At 37.1% G+C, this 17,985-nt stretch carries 20 protein-coding genes; 14 read left to right on the plus strand and 6 right to left on the minus strand.

The features are described from left to right. Positions 1–150 precede the first annotated feature (150 nt). Positions 151–714 carry a TVP38/TMEM64 family protein gene (locus AN959_RS10940; RefSeq protein ID WP_056830773.1) on the plus strand — a complete coding sequence of 188 codons (564 nt, stop codon included), beginning with the start codon at positions 151–153 and terminating at the stop codon, positions 712–714. Here the strand turns inward: AN959_RS10940 and AN959_RS10945 are convergent. The 3 genes from AN959_RS10945 to AN959_RS10955 all read right to left on the minus strand — a co-directional run bounded on the left by AN959_RS10945 (position 711) and on the right by AN959_RS10955 (position 2,701). Next, the gene (locus tag AN959_RS10945) at positions 711–1,328 is read right to left on the minus strand and encodes a class I SAM-dependent methyltransferase (protein ID WP_056830775.1); all 618 of its coding nucleotides are present in this window, start codon (positions 1,326–1,328) and stop codon (positions 711–713) included. The two genes, AN959_RS10940 and AN959_RS10945, sit on opposite strands and share 4 nt — an antisense overlap. Positions 1,329–1,544: 216 nt before the next feature. Beyond that, a complete protein-coding gene (locus tag AN959_RS10950; protein ID WP_056831140.1) occupies positions 1,545–2,213 on the minus strand; it encodes an SOS response-associated peptidase in 669 nt (222 codons plus the stop codon). A 140-nt stretch (positions 2,214–2,353) separates the two neighbouring features. Beyond that, the gene (locus AN959_RS10955; protein WP_056830777.1) at positions 2,354–2,701 is read right to left on the minus strand and encodes a helix-turn-helix domain-containing protein; all 348 of its coding nucleotides are present in this window, start codon (positions 2,699–2,701) and stop codon (positions 2,354–2,356) included. Between the two features lie 187 nt (positions 2,702–2,888). Here AN959_RS10955 and AN959_RS10960 point away from each other — a divergent pair, with 187 nt between their 5' ends. Continuing rightward, positions 2,889–3,947 carry an LLM class flavin-dependent oxidoreductase gene (locus AN959_RS10960; protein ID WP_056830779.1) on the plus strand — a complete coding sequence of 353 codons (1,059 nt, stop codon included), beginning with the start codon at positions 2,889–2,891 and terminating at the stop codon, positions 3,945–3,947. A 12-nt stretch (positions 3,948–3,959) separates the two neighbouring features. After that, the gene (locus AN959_RS10965; RefSeq protein WP_053591435.1) at positions 3,960–4,526 is read left to right on the plus strand and encodes an NADPH-dependent FMN reductase; all 567 of its coding nucleotides are present in this window, start codon (positions 3,960–3,962) and stop codon (positions 4,524–4,526) included. A 72-nt stretch (positions 4,527–4,598) separates the two neighbouring features. On the opposite strand, the gene AN959_RS10970 is transcribed toward AN959_RS10965, so the two are convergent. Then, complete coding sequence (locus AN959_RS10970) at positions 4,599–5,600, minus strand: LLM class flavin-dependent oxidoreductase (protein WP_053591434.1); 1,002 nt, start codon at positions 5,598–5,600, stop codon at positions 4,599–4,601. 458 nt (positions 5,601–6,058) lie between these two features. Between AN959_RS10970 and AN959_RS10975 the strand changes: the two genes are divergently transcribed. The 5 genes from AN959_RS10975 (at position 6,059) to AN959_RS10995 (ending at position 10,341) form a co-directional block, all read left to right on the plus strand. Next, positions 6,059–6,892, plus strand: coding sequence for an alpha/beta fold hydrolase (locus tag AN959_RS10975; protein WP_056830781.1), 834 nt, complete (start codon positions 6,059–6,061; stop codon positions 6,890–6,892). A gap of 197 nt (positions 6,893–7,089) precedes the next feature. Beyond that, positions 7,090–7,806, plus strand: coding sequence for a carboxymuconolactone decarboxylase family protein (locus AN959_RS10980; protein WP_056830783.1), 717 nt, complete (start codon positions 7,090–7,092; stop codon positions 7,804–7,806). Between the two features lie 14 nt (positions 7,807–7,820). Continuing rightward, a complete protein-coding gene (locus AN959_RS10985) occupies positions 7,821–8,507 on the plus strand; it encodes a CoA transferase subunit A (protein ID WP_053591431.1) in 687 nt (228 codons plus the stop codon). Then, on the plus strand, positions 8,500–9,135 hold the full coding sequence (locus AN959_RS10990; protein WP_056830785.1) for a 3-oxoacid CoA-transferase subunit B: 636 nt from the start codon (positions 8,500–8,502) through the stop codon (positions 9,133–9,135). The genes AN959_RS10985 and AN959_RS10990 overlap by 8 nt, the downstream gene beginning before the upstream one ends. A 12-nt stretch (positions 9,136–9,147) precedes the next feature. After that, positions 9,148–10,341 carry a thiolase family protein gene (locus tag AN959_RS10995; protein ID WP_056830787.1) on the plus strand — a complete coding sequence of 398 codons (1,194 nt, stop codon included), beginning with the start codon at positions 9,148–9,150 and terminating at the stop codon, positions 10,339–10,341. Between the two features lie 79 nt (positions 10,342–10,420). Here AN959_RS10995 and AN959_RS11000 read toward each other — a convergent pair whose 3' ends face one another. After that, on the minus strand, positions 10,421–10,741 hold the full coding sequence (locus AN959_RS11000; RefSeq protein ID WP_053591428.1) for a DUF3870 domain-containing protein: 321 nt from the start codon (positions 10,739–10,741) through the stop codon (positions 10,421–10,423). 169 nt (positions 10,742–10,910) lie between these two features. Between AN959_RS11000 and AN959_RS11005 the strand changes: the two genes are divergently transcribed. The 6 genes from AN959_RS11005 (at position 10,911) to AN959_RS11030 (ending at position 17,437) form a co-directional block, all read left to right on the plus strand. Beyond that, on the plus strand, positions 10,911–12,242 hold the full coding sequence (locus AN959_RS11005) for a short-chain fatty acid transporter (RefSeq protein WP_056830789.1): 1,332 nt from the start codon (positions 10,911–10,913) through the stop codon (positions 12,240–12,242). A 187-nt stretch (positions 12,243–12,429) separates the two neighbouring features. Next, the gene (locus AN959_RS11010; RefSeq protein WP_056830791.1) at positions 12,430–13,032 is read left to right on the plus strand and encodes a carboxymuconolactone decarboxylase family protein; all 603 of its coding nucleotides are present in this window, start codon (positions 12,430–12,432) and stop codon (positions 13,030–13,032) included. Positions 13,033–13,046: 14 nt separating this feature from the next. Then, positions 13,047–13,934, plus strand: a complete 888-nt coding sequence (locus AN959_RS11015; RefSeq protein ID WP_056830792.1) for a 3-hydroxyacyl-CoA dehydrogenase NAD-binding domain-containing protein — start codon at positions 13,047–13,049, stop codon at positions 13,932–13,934. After that, complete coding sequence (locus tag AN959_RS11020; RefSeq protein ID WP_056830794.1) at positions 13,935–14,978, plus strand: zinc-binding dehydrogenase; 1,044 nt, start codon at positions 13,935–13,937, stop codon at positions 14,976–14,978. Positions 14,979–14,990: 12 nt separating this feature from the next. Then, positions 14,991–15,671: a cyclase family protein gene (locus AN959_RS11025; protein ID WP_056830796.1), complete on the plus strand. Its 681-nt coding sequence runs from the start codon at positions 14,991–14,993 to the stop codon at positions 15,669–15,671. A 251-nt stretch (positions 15,672–15,922) separates the two neighbouring features. Further along, positions 15,923–17,437, plus strand: coding sequence for a LysM peptidoglycan-binding domain-containing protein (locus AN959_RS11030; protein ID WP_253278908.1), 1,515 nt, complete (start codon positions 15,923–15,925; stop codon positions 17,435–17,437). A gap of 348 nt (positions 17,438–17,785) precedes the next feature. Here AN959_RS11030 and AN959_RS21345 read toward each other — a convergent pair whose 3' ends face one another. Further along, the gene (locus tag AN959_RS21345) at positions 17,786–17,953 is read right to left on the minus strand and encodes a hypothetical protein (RefSeq protein WP_172794362.1); all 168 of its coding nucleotides are present in this window, start codon (positions 17,951–17,953) and stop codon (positions 17,786–17,788) included. Positions 17,954–17,985: the final 32 nt, after the last annotated feature.

Here is a 17,985-nt window from a genome sequence, read left to right on the forward strand (position 1 = left end):
TACCATATAAATAATACATTTAGGAGATGTATATAGGAAGTAAAATTATTCCTATTCTAATTAGGAGAAGGTTAGATTGATGTTGTTAACAAAGCGATGTATAATGCAGCAAGAGAACGGAATAGCTAAAGGATAGGTGGTTCGTAATCTATGGAAGAATTTATACAACATATTCCAACATTGAGTAGCCCCCTCCAATTCCTTTTATTACTCCTGTTGAATTTATTCCTTGGGGCAATTGGTTTTGTGCCAAGTTTCTTCGTTACTGCCATAAACATAGATGCACTTGGTTTAATATGGGGAACCATTCTAACATTTTCGGGAGAAATTCTCGGAGCACTGTTTGGGTTTCATTTATATCGCTGGGGATTTTCAAAGGTCCAGCAGGAATGGTTTAATCATTCTATTTTTAAGGCAATAAAAAACAGCTCTCCTTGGAAGGTATTTTCCTTCGTTATTTTATTTAGAATTATTCCTTTTGTTCCATCCGGATTAGTTACCGCAGGAGCTTCATTGACCTCCATTAGTGGATGGTTTTTCATGGGGGCAAGTACGATTGGTAAGATTCCCGCAGTTGCCATTGAGATAGCAATTGTCTTTGGAATTGTAAAAAATGTTCCTTCGAGTTATTTATATGGATTTATGGTCTTGTTCCTAATTATTATTACGCCCTTTTGGATTAGAAAGAAAAGGAAAAACAACAGCGGCAGTTAATTTTTGTGAATTACTATTTTTCTATACATTCCTTTCAACATAACTGGCTTGTCTTCTTTTATATAAATATTTTCATTATTTCTTATGAAAAGTTCTTCGAAGCTTAAGCCTATATCAGTTCCTAAAATCCTTATGATCGGTCTTAGTATTGACTTGGGCAATGATAGCTTTTTATTTTTTGGAACAAATTTATCAAAAATAATTATGTCACCTTCCGATTTTAAAACTCTTGTCATTTCCCTAAAGCATTTATCGGCATCAGGCACTACAGAAAGAATTAGACTGGCAACAATATAATCAAACGATTCACTTTCAAATTCCATATGTTGTGCATCCATCTCTAAAAATTGAATGGAGGAATCTACAAATTTTGTTCTTGCTTGGTTTAACATCTCTGTCGAGTAATCAACTGCAGTAATTTCAAAATTTGCATGGTTTATTAATTCTAAGTCAGCGCCAGTGCCTACACCAACAAATAGTATTTTTTGTCCGCTCTTAAAATGTGTTTCCTTAAACACTTCTTTTCGACCATTTAAAAAAGCACCCGAATTAAAAAACTTATCATACATAGGAGACCAAATTTTATAAATTATCCTATTCCAAAAATTATCCAAGACTGGACCTCCTCTATCCATTAACGTCCGTGCAAAGTCGAATCTATTATAGTATTATTTATAAAATCAACCATTATCTTAATTCAATAAAAATGTGTGAATTCCTTCTATAAAGATAAATCAAAAGGCTGTGCGCGAATTAAGCTTATCTCCTCCATGGATACAATCAGAAGTTATAATATCACTAGAATAAAGGGACCATTCATATGGCCCCTTTTATAATGAGTTTAATAACCCTATGTGATTATTCTTTGGTGAATTGACCTCACTTGAGACAGGAAAGACTTCCATTAAAGAAGCATCATAAGGCACCAACATGCTTTTTAATTCATCTATGTTCTGAAGAGAATCCAACCAATTCTTTTCATTCTCTTGTTTAAATATAACAGGCATACGATGATGAATGTCCTCCATTAAAGTATTAGCTTCCGTTGTCAGAAGGGTACAAGTGTAAATACTTTTACCGTCCGGCGCTTTCCACATTTCCCATAATCCTGCAACCGTAAAAAGTTCATCCGATTTCATTTTAATTAGCATTGGCACTTTTCCAGAGGTTGTCGTTTTCCACTCATAAAAAGAATTCATAGGAATTAAACAACGTCTTTTTAAGAATGCCTGACGAAAACTAGGCTTTTCATCTACTGTTTCTGCTCGAGCATTTATCATTTTATAACCTATTTTTTCGTCTTTTGACCAGGACGGAACAAGTCCCCACTTTAGTTGACCCATGCGATTGCTTTTTCCATCATGGATAATTGCAACAACCTGTTGGGAAGGTGCAATATTGAAACTTGGTGCATAGAACTCTTCATCCATTGCGACAGCAACATCAAAGCGATCCATAAGCTGTTCGTAATTTGTAAATAACGTATAACGACCACACATAACCCACACTACCTCTTTCTTCCCAATGCCTATTTTTATCATTATACAAAAGCACCCTATAGATCACACTTTTTAAGTGGCATTCTATAGGGTACAGATTATTGTTTTCATTATCTTGCATAAGTAGGTAATACTTCAGTTTACCCTAAAGTCTGCTGTCTTTTTTTCATTTTATGAAGTGTATGAGCTGTTCCCCAATCATGCATTGCAACTAAAATCGGTTCTAAACTCTTTCCGTATTCCGTGATGGAATATTCCACTTTGGGAGGAACTTGAGGGTACACTTTACGAGTAATAATATCCTCTTCCTCTAATTCGCGAAGCTGATTTGTAAGCATTTTTTGAGTAATTCCTGGTATGCTTCTTTTTAAATCGCTAAATCGTTTTGTTCCATTTTGCAATAGAATTAATAATATAATTGGCTTCCATTTCCCAACTAATATACCTAAAGCATCTTCTACACGACATAGTTCTGGCTGCATTTCCAATATATATTCGCTCCTTAGTATCCTTTTGTATACTATACCACTTTTAAGTACGTACTTATATTAAATATTGTTTCAGATTATACTATCATCAATCAAAGAAATTTGAAAGCAAGATAGTGAAATCAGACACAAGTAAAGTAAGTACGAAATAAATAACACATACTTATTAATAGAAGGGTTGATATAAATGGAAAAATATCGAATTGACCAAAGTAAGGGTCTAGAATTTGGACTGTATACTCTTGGTGACCATATCCCAGATCCACTTACAGGTGAACGTATTTCAGCTGAACAACGTATACATGATATTATAGATTTGGCCAAGCTAGCGGAGCAAGCAGGTTTAGACTTTTTTAGTGTCGGAGAAAGCCATCAGGAGTATTTTGCAACGCAGGCACACTCTGTTGTGTTAGCAGCAATAGCCCAGGCAACTAGTAAAATTAAAATCGCGAGCTCCTCTACCATTATTAGTACGTCTGACCCTGTTCGTGTGTATGAGGATTTTTCAACGATTGATTTAATTTCTAAAGGGCGAGCTGAAATTATAGCTGGACGTGCATCTCGTGTAGGTCTTTTTGATTTGTTGGGGTATAACGTTCGCGATTACGAAGAGTTGTATGAAGAAAAGTTTGATCTGTTATTGAAAATAAATGAAGAGGAAGTTGTCAATTGGAACGGGAAATTCCGCGCTTCATTAAATAACGCTAGAGTAATTCCACGTCCTAAAAACGGCTCATTACCTATTTGGCGTGCAGTTGGGGGACCTCCAGCTAGTGCTATTAAGGCTGGTTACGCTGGTGTTCCGATGATGCTTGCTACATTAGGTGGACCTGCTACAAGCTTTAAATATACTATTGATGCTTACCGGGAGGCTTCCGAGCGTAGCGGCTTTGATCCATCAACTCTTCCAGTTGCAACTGCCGGCTTTTTCTATGCTGCCGAAACCACTCAACAGGCACAGAGTGAGACCTACCCTTACGTGAATCAAGGGATGCAGTTAATTAATGGACGAGGCTATCCAAAACAACATTTTGCACAAGGGGCAGATCCTCGTGATGTGATGAATATTGGTAGCCCGCAGCAAATAATTGAAAAAATTCTCTATCAGCATGAACTATTTGGTCACCAACGTTATATTGCACAAATGGATTTTGGTGGTATACCATATGAAAAATTAGTAAAAAATATTGAATTGATCGGTACCGAAATCTTACCGGCAATTAAAAAATACACAGCAAAAGATTAGGAGGCCCCAAACATGAAAATTGTAGGATTGTCAGGTTCTAGAGTGGGCTCGAAAACGCGTACTGCTATGAATTATACATTTAAAACTATCACCGAAAAATATCCAGATGCAGAAGTGACGTTAATAGATTTAGCAGAATATGACGTTCAATTCAGTGACGGTCGGAATTATTTAGAATATGAGGGCGACACCGGGTATGTGGCAAAAACAATTATGGAAGCCGATGCAATCATTATTGGAACTCCTATTTTTCAAGCATCCATCCCTGCTACACTCAAAAACATTTTTGACTTGCTCCCCGTTAATGCTTTTCGGGATAAAGTGGTGAGTATGATTGTAACAGCAGGTTCAGCCAAGCATTACTTAATTGCAGAGCAACAACTAAAGCCTATATTATCGTATATGAAATCTCAAATTGTTCAAACGTACGTGTTCATAGAAGAAAGGGATTTCATTCGGAAAGAAATCGTTAATGACGATGTTTTCTTCAGAATCGATCGTTTAGTCGAAGATACTGTTGTATTAACGGAAACCTATACTAAAATTCGAGAAGCAAAAGAAGCCGAATACGATTTTTAAAAGCTAATAATGAATACGAAAAATAGATAGAGCCTGCTTTGATTGTTAAAGCATGCTCTTCTATTTACCTCTTTAATTGCCATCGACGACTTCTTTTAAAATTTCATATGAACGTTTCTGTTTGGCAGGATCATAAATATAAGATACTGCCATGATTTCATCCACGTCATACTTCTCTTGAAAATTGGTTAACTGCTCTCGAATGGAATTTTTATCTCCTAACATAATCATACTGGACATCGATGTAGCCATTTCTTTTTCAGATGGGCTCCATAGGGAATCCATGTTTTCAACTGGAGGACTTAACGGCATTTGTGAGCCACGTACAACATTCAAGAAAAATTGCTGCATTGTTGTCGATTCAAACTTTGCCTCTTCATCACTTTCAGCTGCAATCACATTTAGACAAACAATCATATACGGAGAATTTAAATATGAAGAAGGCTGAAAATTATTTCGATAAATTGAAATTGCCTCCTCCATATGTCTTGGTGCAAAGTGTGCTGCGAATACATATGGCAGGCCTAATTTAGCGGCTAACACAGCTGAATCTGTCGATGAACCGAGAATATAAATAGGAATATTCGTGCCGACACCTGGATAAGCTTTTGTATAACCTTGGAACTCTTCAGGCCCAAAATACGTTAGCAATGACTTTACATCTTCTGGAAATGTATAGACAGAATTATTTTGAGATCGTCTTAGTGCAGTTGCCGTCAGTTGGTCAGTACCGGGTGCCCGTCCAAGACCCAAGTCTAATCGATTAGGATAGATGGTCGCCATTGTACCAAATTGTTCTGCAACTACTAAAGGAGAATGGTTAGGTAGCATTATTCCGCCTGATCCAATCCGTATATGTTCGGTATTTTCTAATGTATGTTTTATTAAAATAGAGGTAGCGGAGCTAACTAGTGTTGGAGTATTATGATGCTCCGCAATCCAGTATCTTGTATATCCCATTTTCTCCGTTGCTTGCGCCAAGTCAACCATTGCATCAATGGCTTCTTTAGGTCCTTGCCCTTTGCGAATTGGAGCCAAATTTAAGACTGATATAGGTATTTGTATAGTTGACATTTAAGATTTGTCCTTTCTTTGAAAAGTTTCTATTCCATTGTAAACATAAGAACTAAAGAAACAAATTTATATGCTCCACTCAAAAAATTAATATCCAATAGATTCTAATTAGTAGTCTACGCAAGCAACAATATATCAATACTATCAAGAAATTTAATCGGTACTATTAGTTCTTTAAAAGTAACTTGTTCCAACTGTTTTTCTAAGTAATATTCAACTTTTCATTTCTTTCCGTGCTTTAAATATTTGCATAACTTTTTAGCCCCAAAATCGCCAGACTGAATTATGCAATTTTACTACACTCTTGTCAAAGATTGCCTTAATATTGGCGGGCTTTTTAATAGATATATGCTATGTGGATTCTGCCATTTTCTTCGTTAAATCTATAAAAATATTTTGACATTTTCTGAAAGTAGGTGTACAAATAATTTTAGACTTTTAACATAAGGAGGATACATATGGAATATCGTTCAATCGAAGTCAATGGTGGTACGCTAGCCTATGCTGAATATGAGGGAACACAAGGGGTCATCATCGGAGCGCATGGCTTAACAGGAAATAGTAAACAACTACATTATTATGCTGAATTACTTAAAGGAAATTACCGATTTATTTCTGTCGATTTACGAGGTCGTGGAAATAGTTCCGCCGCTACAGAAAATACAGGTATTGAGCAACATACGCAAGATATTATTGATCTAATTGATGCGTTAAATATACAAAATCCCATATTAATGGGCTACTCAATGGGTGGGTTCATTATGGCAAATGTCGCTAGTAAACGCGATGATGTAAAAGGAGTCATTTTACTTGATGGTGCTGCCACATGTACGGATCATCAACGACAAATAGTGGAGCCTTCTCTAGGACGCATTAGTAAACATTATGAATCTGCAGAAGCCTATTTGGAGGAAATAAAAAAAATCTATAGCAATCTCGGAGTAGTTTGGGATGAGCATATGGAAAGTGTTGGTCGCTATGAGATAGCTGAAGTAGATGGGCACTGGGAGAATAAATCCGATGAAACAAAGATTCGACAAGACTTCCAAAGCTTCTACGAATATAAACCAGCGGAAATATTTGCTAATATAGAATGCCCAGTGTTATTAGTACATTCTACAGGTGGTATTGGTGCAATGCCTGCGTTATTTTTAGCTGAATCTTATATTGAAACACAACAATACGCAAAAGATATTCATAAAGTTACGTCTGACAGCAATCATTACACACTTGTATTCGAAGAACGTAGTGATGTTAACCCAACGATAAAAGATTTTGTAAATAAATTATAAAAAAAGATTGAAATTTGTCGAACTTTATGTAAATATTTAATTAATCTTATATAAAGCCTATCAGGTGGCTACAAGGAAATAACCTTTCTTTGTTCTTCCCCACTTGACTGTTGGCCTCATTACTCTCAAATGACACTTATGTTATGTGTTCATGAGAGTAGTGTGGCCTTTTTATTTTGTTTAAGGAGTGAAAATAGATGGCAACTGGATTAGAGTACTTTAAAAAAGTTTATGATGTTGTACCGGGATGGGTACAAAAAATGCATGATTACAATCCGGCAATGTTAGATCATTACACAGCATTACGTGGTGCAGCAATGGCTGAGGGCGTACTTTCTGTAAAAGAAAAAGATATTTTACTAGTTGGCATTAATTCAGCTCGACATTATGCTCGAAGCATGGTTTACCATACAAAAGGTGCAATCGATGGCGGTGCTACTCTTGGAGAATTGGCTGAGTATTTACTTGTTGCCTATAACTACGGTGGAGAAAAAGCATTACAAATAGGTCTTCAATCTTTTGAGTATGCACTTGAGCTAACTGGCACACATGCTGAAAAAATTCCACATGATGCTACAGCTGTAGATATTGTTCGTTATTATGCACATTTCGCTTCCACCGAAGAAAGTAAAAGTTACTACGAACAGCTCATCTCTCTTTTTGTGAATGGTGATGAAAACGCTTTATCTGCTAAATTACTTGAATCAAATATGGTAAATGAACAAATGAAATACATTTTAATGACAGGCATTTACACGACGGTTTTACAAAATACAGAAACAGATTACTGGGCAAAACAAGCACGTGAAAAAGGCGTAGATGAACCTCGCTTAGCTGAACTTGGATACATTTGTCTTTTGACAGCCGGTATTCCTTCCTGGTTCGAAATCAGTGACGCACTTATTCAAAAATAACGGAGTGAAAAAGAATGAAAATTTATAACTCAGCGGAAGAGGCACTAGATTGTGTCCAAACTGGTCAAACGATAATGGTTGGCGGCTTTGGTCTTGTAGGTGGCCCTCTGACACTAATTGATACTTTAGTAGAACTTGAGGTAAAAGACTTAACCATTATTAGTAATAACCTCGGTGAACAAGGTAAAGGCTTAGGAAAATTGCTTGAACAAAAGAAAGTAAAAAAAGCGATTGGCTCTTATTTTACTGGAAATCGAGACGTAGGCGATGCTTTCCAACGTGGTGAAATCGAAATCGATTTATTGCCACAGGGTACATTAGCCGAATCCATTCGAGCAGGTGGCGCAGGAATTGCTGGGTATTATACAAAAACCTCTTATGGAACAAATTTATCAAAAGGTAAAGAAACAAAAATGTTTGACGACGGAGAATATGTACTAGAAGAGGCGTTAAAGGCAGATGTAGCAATTATTCGTGCTTATCAAGCGGATACATTAGGCAATCTTGTATATTACAAAACTGCACGCAACTTTAACCCTATTATGGCAACTGCTGCTAAAACGGTAATTGTGGAAGTGGATGAAATTGTAGAAGTTGGCGAACTAAAAAGTGATGAAATCGTTACACCCCACCTATTCGTTGATCGCGTCATCTTAGCGAAAAAGATTTTGACAAAGGAAGGTGTCATCGAACATGGCTAATCCAATTCAAGAAGCTATTGCCAAACGTGCAGCCAAAGAATTAGAGCATGGGCAAATTATTAACTTAGGTATTGGGATTCCAACACTTGTGGCCAACTATGTAGAACATAACCATGTTTTCTTCCACACTGAAAATGGAATGCTCGGCGTGGAAGATGTACACGAAGAAGATATAGACCCAAACATCGTCAATGCAGGTAAATTTGCAGTTGGAGAAGCTATTGGTGCCTCTTATTTTGATAGTGCAGCATCTTTTGCGATGATTCGCGGTGGTCATGTGGACGTAGCAATACTCGGGGTTCTTCAAGTAGATGAACACGCACGTATCGCTAACTGGGCAGTACCAGGAAAAAATATTATTGGTGTCGGCGGCGCAATGGATTTACTCGTTGGAGCTCGCAAGGTCATTGTAACCATGACTCATACATCAAAAGATGGAAAAAGTAAAATCTTAAAGGAATGTAATTACCCTATTACCTCTACACGTAGTGTAGACATCATAGTTACTGATTTAGCGGTTTTTAAATTCATCGACAGTCAATTGCATTTAGTTGAATTAATGCCAGGGGTGGATTTAGAAACAGTTGAAGCAAATACGGAAGCTCGTTTCATCAATGCATTGAAATAAGGAGGAAGCCACATGAAGGAAGTAGTAATTGTAGAAGGAGTTCGTACTGCAATTGGAAAACTCGGCGGTTCACTAATGAATCAGACTGCTGATTACTTAGGTGCTGCTGTTATAAAAGAATTATTGGCTCGCACGCAAATTGACCCAAATGAAGTGGATGAAGTGATTTTAGGTCAAGCAAAACAGAGCGCAGATCAGTCCAATGTTGCCCGCCTTGCTTCATTACGTGCAGACATACCGCTTGAAGTACCAGGTTACACAGTGCATCGTCAATGTGGTTCTGGCTTACAATCTATTAATAATGCCGCACAACAGATAGCTCTAGGGTTAAGTGATGTTATTATTGCAGGCGGTACAGAATCTATGAGTACAGCACCTTACTATATTCGTAATGCTCGATACGGGCTAAATGTAGGAAATAGTCTCCTATTAGATCCAAATACGGAAAGTCAGCCTGGCTCTCAACCAGAATCCTATGGGCTAAAAACTATGGGCGAGACAGCTGAAAACTTAGCTGAAAAATACTCCATTTCTCGTGAAGCACAAGATGTATTTGCGTTTCAAAGCCAAAGTCGTACAGAAAACGCTATTAAAAATGGCTACTTTGAAAAGCAAATTGTCCCTTACGAAATTAAAACACGTAAATCGACTGAAATCTTTCAGGTGGATGAACACCCACGGTTGACGCCTTTGGAAAAACTAGCGACTTTAAAACCTGTTTTTCGTGAAGGGGGTTCCGTTACTGCTGCTAACTCAAGTGGTCGTAATGACGGAGCTGCGGCTCTTCTAATAATGTCGAAAGAAAAAGCAGAAGCGCTAGGACTTCAGCCTAAGGTAAAAATCATCGCCCAAGCAGCTGCTGGTGTAGACCCTTTTATTATGGGTATTGGGCCAGTTCCTGCAACTCGAAAAGCACTAAAACAAGCTGGGCTTTCCATTGAGGATATTGATGTGATCGAACTTAATGAAGCCTTCGCTTCCCAGTCATTAGCGGTTATCGAAGAACTAGGTTTAGACCAAAGCAAAGTAAACCCTAATGGTGGTGCTATTGCAATGGGACACCCAATTGGTGCAACTGGTGCTATTTTAATGACGAAGCTTATTCATGAACTAGCCCGGACCGGCAAGCGTTATGGATTAGTTACCCTTTGTATCGCCGGTGGACTTGGAATAACAACCATCGTTGAAAATTGCCAAGCAAAATAAGAAGAGAATTCTTTTTTAAGAATTCTCTTTCTAAGAAAAATGAAACCGCTTTAATATTACGTAACAATGTTTAACTGATCTATTTAGCCAGCTTTTCTAAATATCTTTTCTGTGCAGATTTTAAAGCAACAATAACAGATCCACTTGATGGAGCTATATAATGCTCTTCAATACGCTCAATTAATATATTTACATCCGATGTAAAGTCAAAATCAACGATCATTCGTTTAAAGAAATCTTGTGCTAAACCAGTAATAAACGTGAATTCAGCATCAACTATTTTATGTGTTTGTTGGTCAATCTCAAGCACAATCCCTGCGTGTTTATAGATCTCGTACATAGATGTACCTTGTGGGGCTTTAGCATACGCAGTCACTAGTATAGTATTTAATTTTTGCATAAATAAGAACCTCCGTTAATTTAACTAGATATATTCTATCATAGTTATTCTGAAAATTAGCCATTCTTATGCAAATTTAGATTCTTACTCAAATGGAACAAAAGCATTTTACGGGAGTACTTGTTCGCTTATCAAACAAATTATTAACAATTTTTAGGGGGATTTTATGATGGAAAGATTAACGAATTTCTTCACTTCCATAATGAAGAAATATTTGCCAGACCCATTTGTATTTGCAATTGGTTTAACGATTTTAACTTTTATTTTAGCACTTTTAATTGAAGATATCTCATTCCTCGATTTAACAACTGAATGGGGTGGCGGCTTTTGGAATCTTTTAGCCTTCACTACGCAAATGGCTGTAATTTTAGCTATGGGTTATGTATTAGCAACAGCACCTATTACAGATCGCTTTTTAAATAAAATAGCAAGTAAGGTACATACACCTAAGACGGCTATTATTGTTGCTACACTAGTAGGTGGTATCGGTAGTTACTTAAACTGGGGTTTCGGGCTTGTAATTGGTGGTATTATCGCTAAAAAATTAGCAGTAAAAGTAAAAGGTGTCCACTATCCATTGATTATTGCTGCCGCCTATTCTGGTTTCACATTTTATGGCTTAGGTCTTTCAGCTTCTATTCCAATTTTAATTTCAACACCTGGCCATTTCTTGGAAGAAAATATGGGTCTGATTGCTTTATCGGAAACTATTTTTAGTTTACCAATGATTCTTACAGCTATTTTCTTATTCATCACATTACCGTTATTTAACGCTATGCTTCATCCAAAAGACGCAAAAAACGTTATTGAAATTGATCCTGCTTTATATTTAGATTCTAAAAAAGAAAAAGTAAAAATACTTGAAGAGAATACATTTGCTAACAAATTAAATAATAGCCGAGTACTTTCTTATTTGATTGGTACTTTAGGAATTATTTACGTCATTGTTTACTTTGCTAATGGAAAATCATTAGATTTAAATATTCTTAACTTTATTATCTTATTCCTAGGGATTATTTTGCTTGGTACTCCTGCAAAATATACGGAGCATCTATCAGATGGTATTAAGACGGTATCTGGTATCATTCTTCAATTCCCATTCTATGCTGGTATTATGGCGATCATGGCTGCATCAGGCTTAGTTGATACAATAGCTAAAGTATTCGTTGACATCTCTACTCAACATTCATTACCGTTTTGGGGCTTGATTAGTTCTTTCTTCATCAACTTCTTTGCTCCATCTGCGGGCGGTCACTGGGCTGTACAAGGACCTTTCATGATTGATGCAGCAAAAGCACTGGGAACTTCACTTGGAGAGACTTCGATGTCTGTTATGCTTGGTAACGCTTGGAATGATTTAGTCCAACCATTTTGGATTTTACCAGCACTAGCACTATCCCGTTTAAAATTAAAAGACATTATGGGCTTTTTAGTAATGATCATGTTTTATGTAGGAATAGTCTATATTGTTGCTACACTAGCTTGGTCTTACCTATTCTAATCAAGAAATTCGCAAGCGCCTATTATAGGAATACAGTCTAAGTTCGCGACATCGTGTCGCAACGACTGCATGACCCACTTCCTGTGGGCCTCCCGAGGGGAAAGGCGCTGAAGTCTGAACATTTTCTAATAAAAAAAGGGCCTTGTTTTTATAACAATGGCCCTTTTATATAAACGGAGGTTTAGTTATGCACTCTTTACTTCAAGATTCTTCATTGTCTAAAAAAGAAAAGTCTTTACTATTAGTTGGTTTATTTGCCGCTCGCCGTGAAGAACAAGCAATGCTTCATTTCACAGAAGTGGCGATTGATGCTGGTAATACGGTCAACGAGATTGCTGAACTGATTTCTGCTGCAATTATTTCTCGTGGAATCCCAACTTGGTTATCTGGTATCGATGCTATTTCTAAGGCCATTGAAATAACAGGAAAGACTGAATCATCGATAGAGGCACAGAATGTATCTGCATTTTCAACTCAAGAAGATTGTGTAAGCTATTATCAATCAGAGTTTGAGCAACTACCAAAATGGATTCAGTATTTAGTAGATTATGCACCCGACACATTATTAAAGTATAGCAATTTACGTACTACTTCCCTTCGTAACGGTGTAGTTTCACGTTATTTAAAGGAATTGCTTTTATATGCTATTAACCTTTGTGATCAATACCCAAAAGGAATTAATATTCATAAAACGAATGCGATTCAATTAGGTGCAACGGATGCAGTATTAGAAGATATTAAAACAACCTGCATTTATGCAGTAGGTATTCAAGCCATTTTTAATGATTAAAGAGGTGTTTCCTTTTGCAACATGTATGCATAATTGGCGGTGGCTTTATGGGGGCCGCACTGACAAAATATTTCTTAAAAGCACAAGTAAAAGTGTCGTTATTAGAAGAGTTTGCATCACGGCGTATGGAATTGATGGCAGATAAAACATTTCAAGAAGTACAATTTTTAGAAACAATCGAGGAATGTAACGAAGTAGATTTTATTATCGAGGCTATTACGGAAAATTTACAAGCAAAGCAACAGCTTTTCGAAAGAATTGACGACTACTTCCCTACTTCTACTACCTTTTGTACGAACACATCTAGCTATCTAATTAGCTCTATTGCGGAAAACGTAAAACATAAAAACAGAGTGATTGGCACGCATTTCTTTTCACCAGCACATATTACTCCTTTAGTAGAAGTCGTGCCAAGTGCTTTCACAGAATCACATCACATCCAAAAAACAATGAATTTTCTACAATCCATTAATAAAAAGCCTGTACTATTGAAAAAAGAAATTCAGGGATTTGTGGCAAACCGACTTCAGAGTGCACTTTCACGAGAGGCAATGTCACTTGTCCAAAATGGCATAGTGTCATCAGAAGAACTGGATTTCATCGCTAAATGGAGTTTGGGGATTCGTTTAGCTAATACCGGCCCTCTCGAACAGCGTGATATTAATGGCCTGGATACACATATGGCTATTGTCAAATATGTTTATCCTACGCTTGAGAATGGTACGGAACCATTACCTGTTCATGAAGACTTAATAGTAAATAGAAAATTGGGCATGAAGACAAACGAAGGATTTTATGATTGGTCTACAATCGATAAAAAACAATATCTAGCCCATAAAGAGGATGTTCTATTAAATATTATTAGGGCAGTATCAGCTCAGGATGGAGAGGTGGATGACTAAATGCAATACGAAGCGCTAGTGAAAAATACAACAGCTCCAAAAGATATTAAATTTGAGACATACAAAATACCTGCGTTAGAACCCCATCAAAGCTTATTGAAAGTAAATGCAGCGGGCATTTGTGGAAGTGATTTGCATATGTATGATGGACATGGAGGCTATGATTGGGTAACCTATCCACTTGTCTTAGGTCATGAGGTAACTGGTTCAGTAGTTGCCGTCGGTGAAGGTGAAGTCCCCCAACAACGTATGGTCATTAACCCATATAAAAGCTGTGGTAGTTGTGAATTCTGCCTCGCAGGGGAAAGTAATCGCTGTGATTTCAATGATTATAAATATATAAAAACGCCGACCGAGGCATTACGTTATGGGTTTCGTGAAGCAGGCGGAATGGCAGAATACATGGTTGTCGACAAGAAGAATTTAATTCCTATCCAGGATACAGTAACTGATGAAGTAGCAGCGATTTCAGAGGCACTAGCTGTTAGCTATACAGCAGTGGCTAAAATAGAAAACTTTGAGAAGAAGTCGATTTTAATAGTTGGTCCAGGTCCCATAGGATTAGGTGTAGCAGCCATATTAGTAGGCGCTGGTAATGAACGAGTGATGATGTTGGGTACTGCGGTTGACGAAAATCGCCTTCAACTAGCAAAAGACATTGGTGTTTCAAAGACTTATCAAAACGCAGGGGATATTCCACATGAACAGTTTAAAGGTTTTGATGCTATTATTGATTGTTCGGGACATCCATCTATTCCAAATGCAGCCCTTCGCCTTTTAAAAAGAGGTGGTGAACTCATTTTAGTTGGCATTAATCCAGCTAGTTTTTCTGTTCCAATGGATCAAATCGTTCGTGGCGAGATCTCTATTAAAGGAAGTTATGGCATTACACAAGCAAATTATGAAGCCATATTATTACTCGCAGCAGACGCCCGCTACCCTTTCCAAAAACTAATTGCACAAACTGTGCCCTTTAAAGATTGTCTACAGGGCTTTGAAAGTGCTTTAAATAAAGCTACAGGTAAGGTTGTCATTAAAATGTAAGGAGGAATTTACTTGAAACTCATTGATTTAACTTTAGAAATTTACGATGGACTTCGCTCTTATACATCACATCCACCAATCGCTATTGCAGAGGAATCCACTTTTGAAAATTCTGGTCATCGCTATGTACCTCCTTGTGAAGGCTTTGAGTCACGAATGCTAAAAATGTCTGATCATAGTGGAACACATATCGATGCACCTTTACATTTTATTCGCGATGGCGAATCTACTTCTGATATGGATCTCTCAAAAGCATATGGAGAAGCTGTGCTATTAGACGTGTCTGACTTTAAAGATCCTTTCCAAGCTGTAACACGCGAAATGTTAGAGGAAGCGGAAAAACGCCAAGGGATTAGCGTTCAACCTAACGACATTGTCCTCACACGTACTCGTAAACTTTCATGGGGAGAAGGATCCTTTTATGAAGAACATGCATTTGCACCTTGTGCTGGTGATTGGCTCATTGAAAAAAAAGTAAAATGTGTTGGATTAGATTTAGCCAATATCGACGTTCACGACAATATGATGCGCGAAGTACATCTTAAGATATTAAGCGTACCTATCTATATTGTGGAGAACTTAGTCAATTTACATTTGCTTCCTTTAAACGAGCATTTCACTTTCATGGCACTTCCGCTGAACCTTAAGAATGCTACAGCATCGCCGGTTCGCGCTGTCGCATTTATTAAATAATATTGAATTCAAGGATACTCTTTCTTTATAGAAAGAGTTTTTTTTACTTAACATTAGGTTATTATCTACAAGCTGTTTGCCTCATTATTGACAATGCTTTTTCCTCAACCATCTTTTTAAAGCTACCAAATTAAGTAGTACCGTACACCATTGGCTACCTTACCACAAAGTACCTGTATCTATTAAATTTAATCCATAGTAACCTATGAAGGTTCTAATACTATTTTCAAATTAGAGGAGAATGAGATTAAGTGAAAAAGATACTTTATAGTATTTTTATATTAATTTTAGTTTTAAGTTTCGAAACTATAAAAGGTGTGGCCTCCAGTACTTCTCTTTCTGTTGGGTCTGTTCAAATAGATAACGTTAAAGTATTAAGTTTACCTAAACAAGGTTCAACCGTTATTACAACTTTAAAAAGAGGTGAAGAATTTCCTGTTCTGTCCACTATAACGGGAGATTCAACTACTGCGGTAGTCCATACTGTAGTTGTCGGGAACACATTATGGAAAATCTCAAACCAATATGGGATTTCATTGAGTCAGCTTCGGAAGACGAACAAGCTTACTACGACCCAAATTCGAATTGGCCAGAAATTAATAATTCCTCAGAATTACCAAGTATATACGGTTATTAAAGGAGATACTTTATGGAAAATTTCCACTAAGTACGGAGTATCTACTAATGATTTGATCGAATTGAACAATTTGCCTTCTTCAAACATACTGGAAGGGCAAAAGTTAAACATTCCTGACTATTATCTACAAGTTCAGTTGCTAGACGGTAAAAAAGGATGGGTTAAGAAATCACTTTTACAACAAAAAAATCAGGAACGGATTGTTATGGGTTGGAAGTATAGTGGGAGTTCCGAGAGCTATGCCCAACAATTGAACCATTCAAATTTAAATGTAGTGTCACCACGTTGGTATACTTTAAGCAATTCAGGCAATTTTGTTTCCATTTCAGCCGATACAAAATATCTGCAGGATGCACACAGCAAGGGTAAAAAGGTTTGGCCACTATTTGGGAATAAATTCGATCCTGACTTGACTGACGCAGTATTAAATAATGCTGCAAATCGTAAGAAACTTGTTCTCGCGCTAAAGGACTCTTTAGTCCAAACAAAAAGTGATGGAATCAATGTGGATTTTGAAAACATACATCCGAAAAACAAGCAAGATTATGTTCTCTTCATAACCGAACTTAAAAAAGCTCTTCAACCTAATGAAATTAAAGTATCTGTTGACGTCACTCGAGAAAACAGCGATCCTTTTTGGTCTGGAAGTTTAGACCGTAAAGAGCTAGGCAAGGTTGCTGACTATATCGTTTTGATGGGCTATGACGAGCATTGGGGAAACAGCCCGATCGCAGGGTCTGTAGCTTCGATGCCTTGGATTGAAGAAGGTGTTGAGTTATTAATGTCCGAAGTACCCTCTCATAAAATCATCTTGGGGATGCCCTTTTATACAAGGGAATGGGTGACTAATTTATCGACAAAAAAAGTTAGAAGTATTGACCGTACAATGAATGAGGTCGAGCAAATTATCTCATCAAAAGGACTTAACAAAGTTTGGGATCGAAATACTCAGCAAAATTATGTAGAATATACAGCAAACGGAGAGAAGCACCAGATTTGGATTGAGGATAAACAATCCATCGAGCTTCGCGTTAACTTGGTCAAACAATATAACCTAGGTGGTGCAGCAGCATGGTATATTGGTTCTGAAACACCCGACGTTTGGGATGTATACCATTTCAACAATTAATTGTTTAGAGTTTTAAGCACCTTTTTTACAACCTGTGTCCGTTGACTCAGGTTGTTTTTTTAATTCTTCATTTACTTAGAGCTATCCCATCTGTAATATGCGCTAAAGCAATTAAACGGATAGGCATTTATAATGCTCTAAGGTAAAGTTTTAAAACATCTATCAGACGATTTCATGCTGTATGCTTTTGTAAGCATACACAAAAAAAGATTGCCCAATTTAAAGGGCAATCTTTTCTTCCTCTATATTGTCAGTAAAAAAGGTGGTTAAAAGTAACGCATAAATGTTTTTAGTTAAGGCAATATTTCTCGTCAATTGGTCTTCATCTTTATTATGATAGAGACACTATTACTTACCTTCTTCTTCATTTTTATTTCCATCATCTACATCATCCATCTCTTCACCATCATTTACTCCATTATCCTGGTCAACTCCGTCCCCACAACCAGCCACTCCGCCAAGCACTAACCCGCCTACTAGTCCACTAGCCAACAATTTCTTTTTCCAATCTGCCATGTTAGTTCCTCCTTTTAATGTGTTGAACGTTC

This window comes from Psychrobacillus sp. FJAT-21963, assembly GCF_001420585.1.
In the GTDB taxonomy this organism is placed as follows: domain Bacteria; phylum Bacillota; class Bacilli; order Bacillales_A; family Planococcaceae; genus Psychrobacillus.

Bases quoted from the DNA above. Each gene is read 5' to 3' on its own strand.
- AN959_RS10940 (WP_056830773.1), top strand. From the start codon at position 151: ATGGAAGAATTTATACAACATATTCCAACATTGAGTAGCCCCCTCCAA.
- AN959_RS10950 (WP_056831140.1), bottom strand. From the start codon at position 2,213: ATGTGTGGTCGTTATACGTTATTTACAAATTACGAACAGCTTATGGAT.
- AN959_RS10960 (WP_056830779.1), top strand. From the start codon at position 2,889: ATGGAAAAATATCGAATTGACCAAAGTAAGGGTCTAGAATTTGGACTG.
- AN959_RS10965 (WP_053591435.1), top strand. From the start codon at position 3,960: ATGAAAATTGTAGGATTGTCAGGTTCTAGAGTGGGCTCGAAAACGCGT.
- AN959_RS10970 (WP_053591434.1), bottom strand. From the start codon at position 5,600: ATGTCAACTATACAAATACCTATATCAGTCTTAAATTTGGCTCCAATT.
- AN959_RS10975 (WP_056830781.1), top strand. From the start codon at position 6,059: ATGGAATATCGTTCAATCGAAGTCAATGGTGGTACGCTAGCCTATGCT.
- AN959_RS10980 (WP_056830783.1), top strand. From the start codon at position 7,090: ATGGCAACTGGATTAGAGTACTTTAAAAAAGTTTATGATGTTGTACCG.
- AN959_RS10985 (WP_053591431.1), top strand. From the start codon at position 7,821: ATGAAAATTTATAACTCAGCGGAAGAGGCACTAGATTGTGTCCAAACT.
- AN959_RS10990 (WP_056830785.1), top strand. From the start codon at position 8,500: ATGGCTAATCCAATTCAAGAAGCTATTGCCAAACGTGCAGCCAAAGAA.
- AN959_RS10995 (WP_056830787.1), top strand. From the start codon at position 9,148: ATGAAGGAAGTAGTAATTGTAGAAGGAGTTCGTACTGCAATTGGAAAA.
- AN959_RS11000 (WP_053591428.1), bottom strand. From the start codon at position 10,741: ATGCAAAAATTAAATACTATACTAGTGACTGCGTATGCTAAAGCCCCA.
- AN959_RS11005 (WP_056830789.1), top strand. From the start codon at position 10,911: ATGGAAAGATTAACGAATTTCTTCACTTCCATAATGAAGAAATATTTG.
- AN959_RS11010 (WP_056830791.1), top strand. From the start codon at position 12,430: ATGCACTCTTTACTTCAAGATTCTTCATTGTCTAAAAAAGAAAAGTCT.
- AN959_RS11020 (WP_056830794.1), top strand. From the start codon at position 13,935: ATGCAATACGAAGCGCTAGTGAAAAATACAACAGCTCCAAAAGATATT.
- AN959_RS21345 (WP_172794362.1), bottom strand. From the start codon at position 17,953: ATGGCAGATTGGAAAAAGAAATTGTTGGCTAGTGGACTAGTAGGCGGG.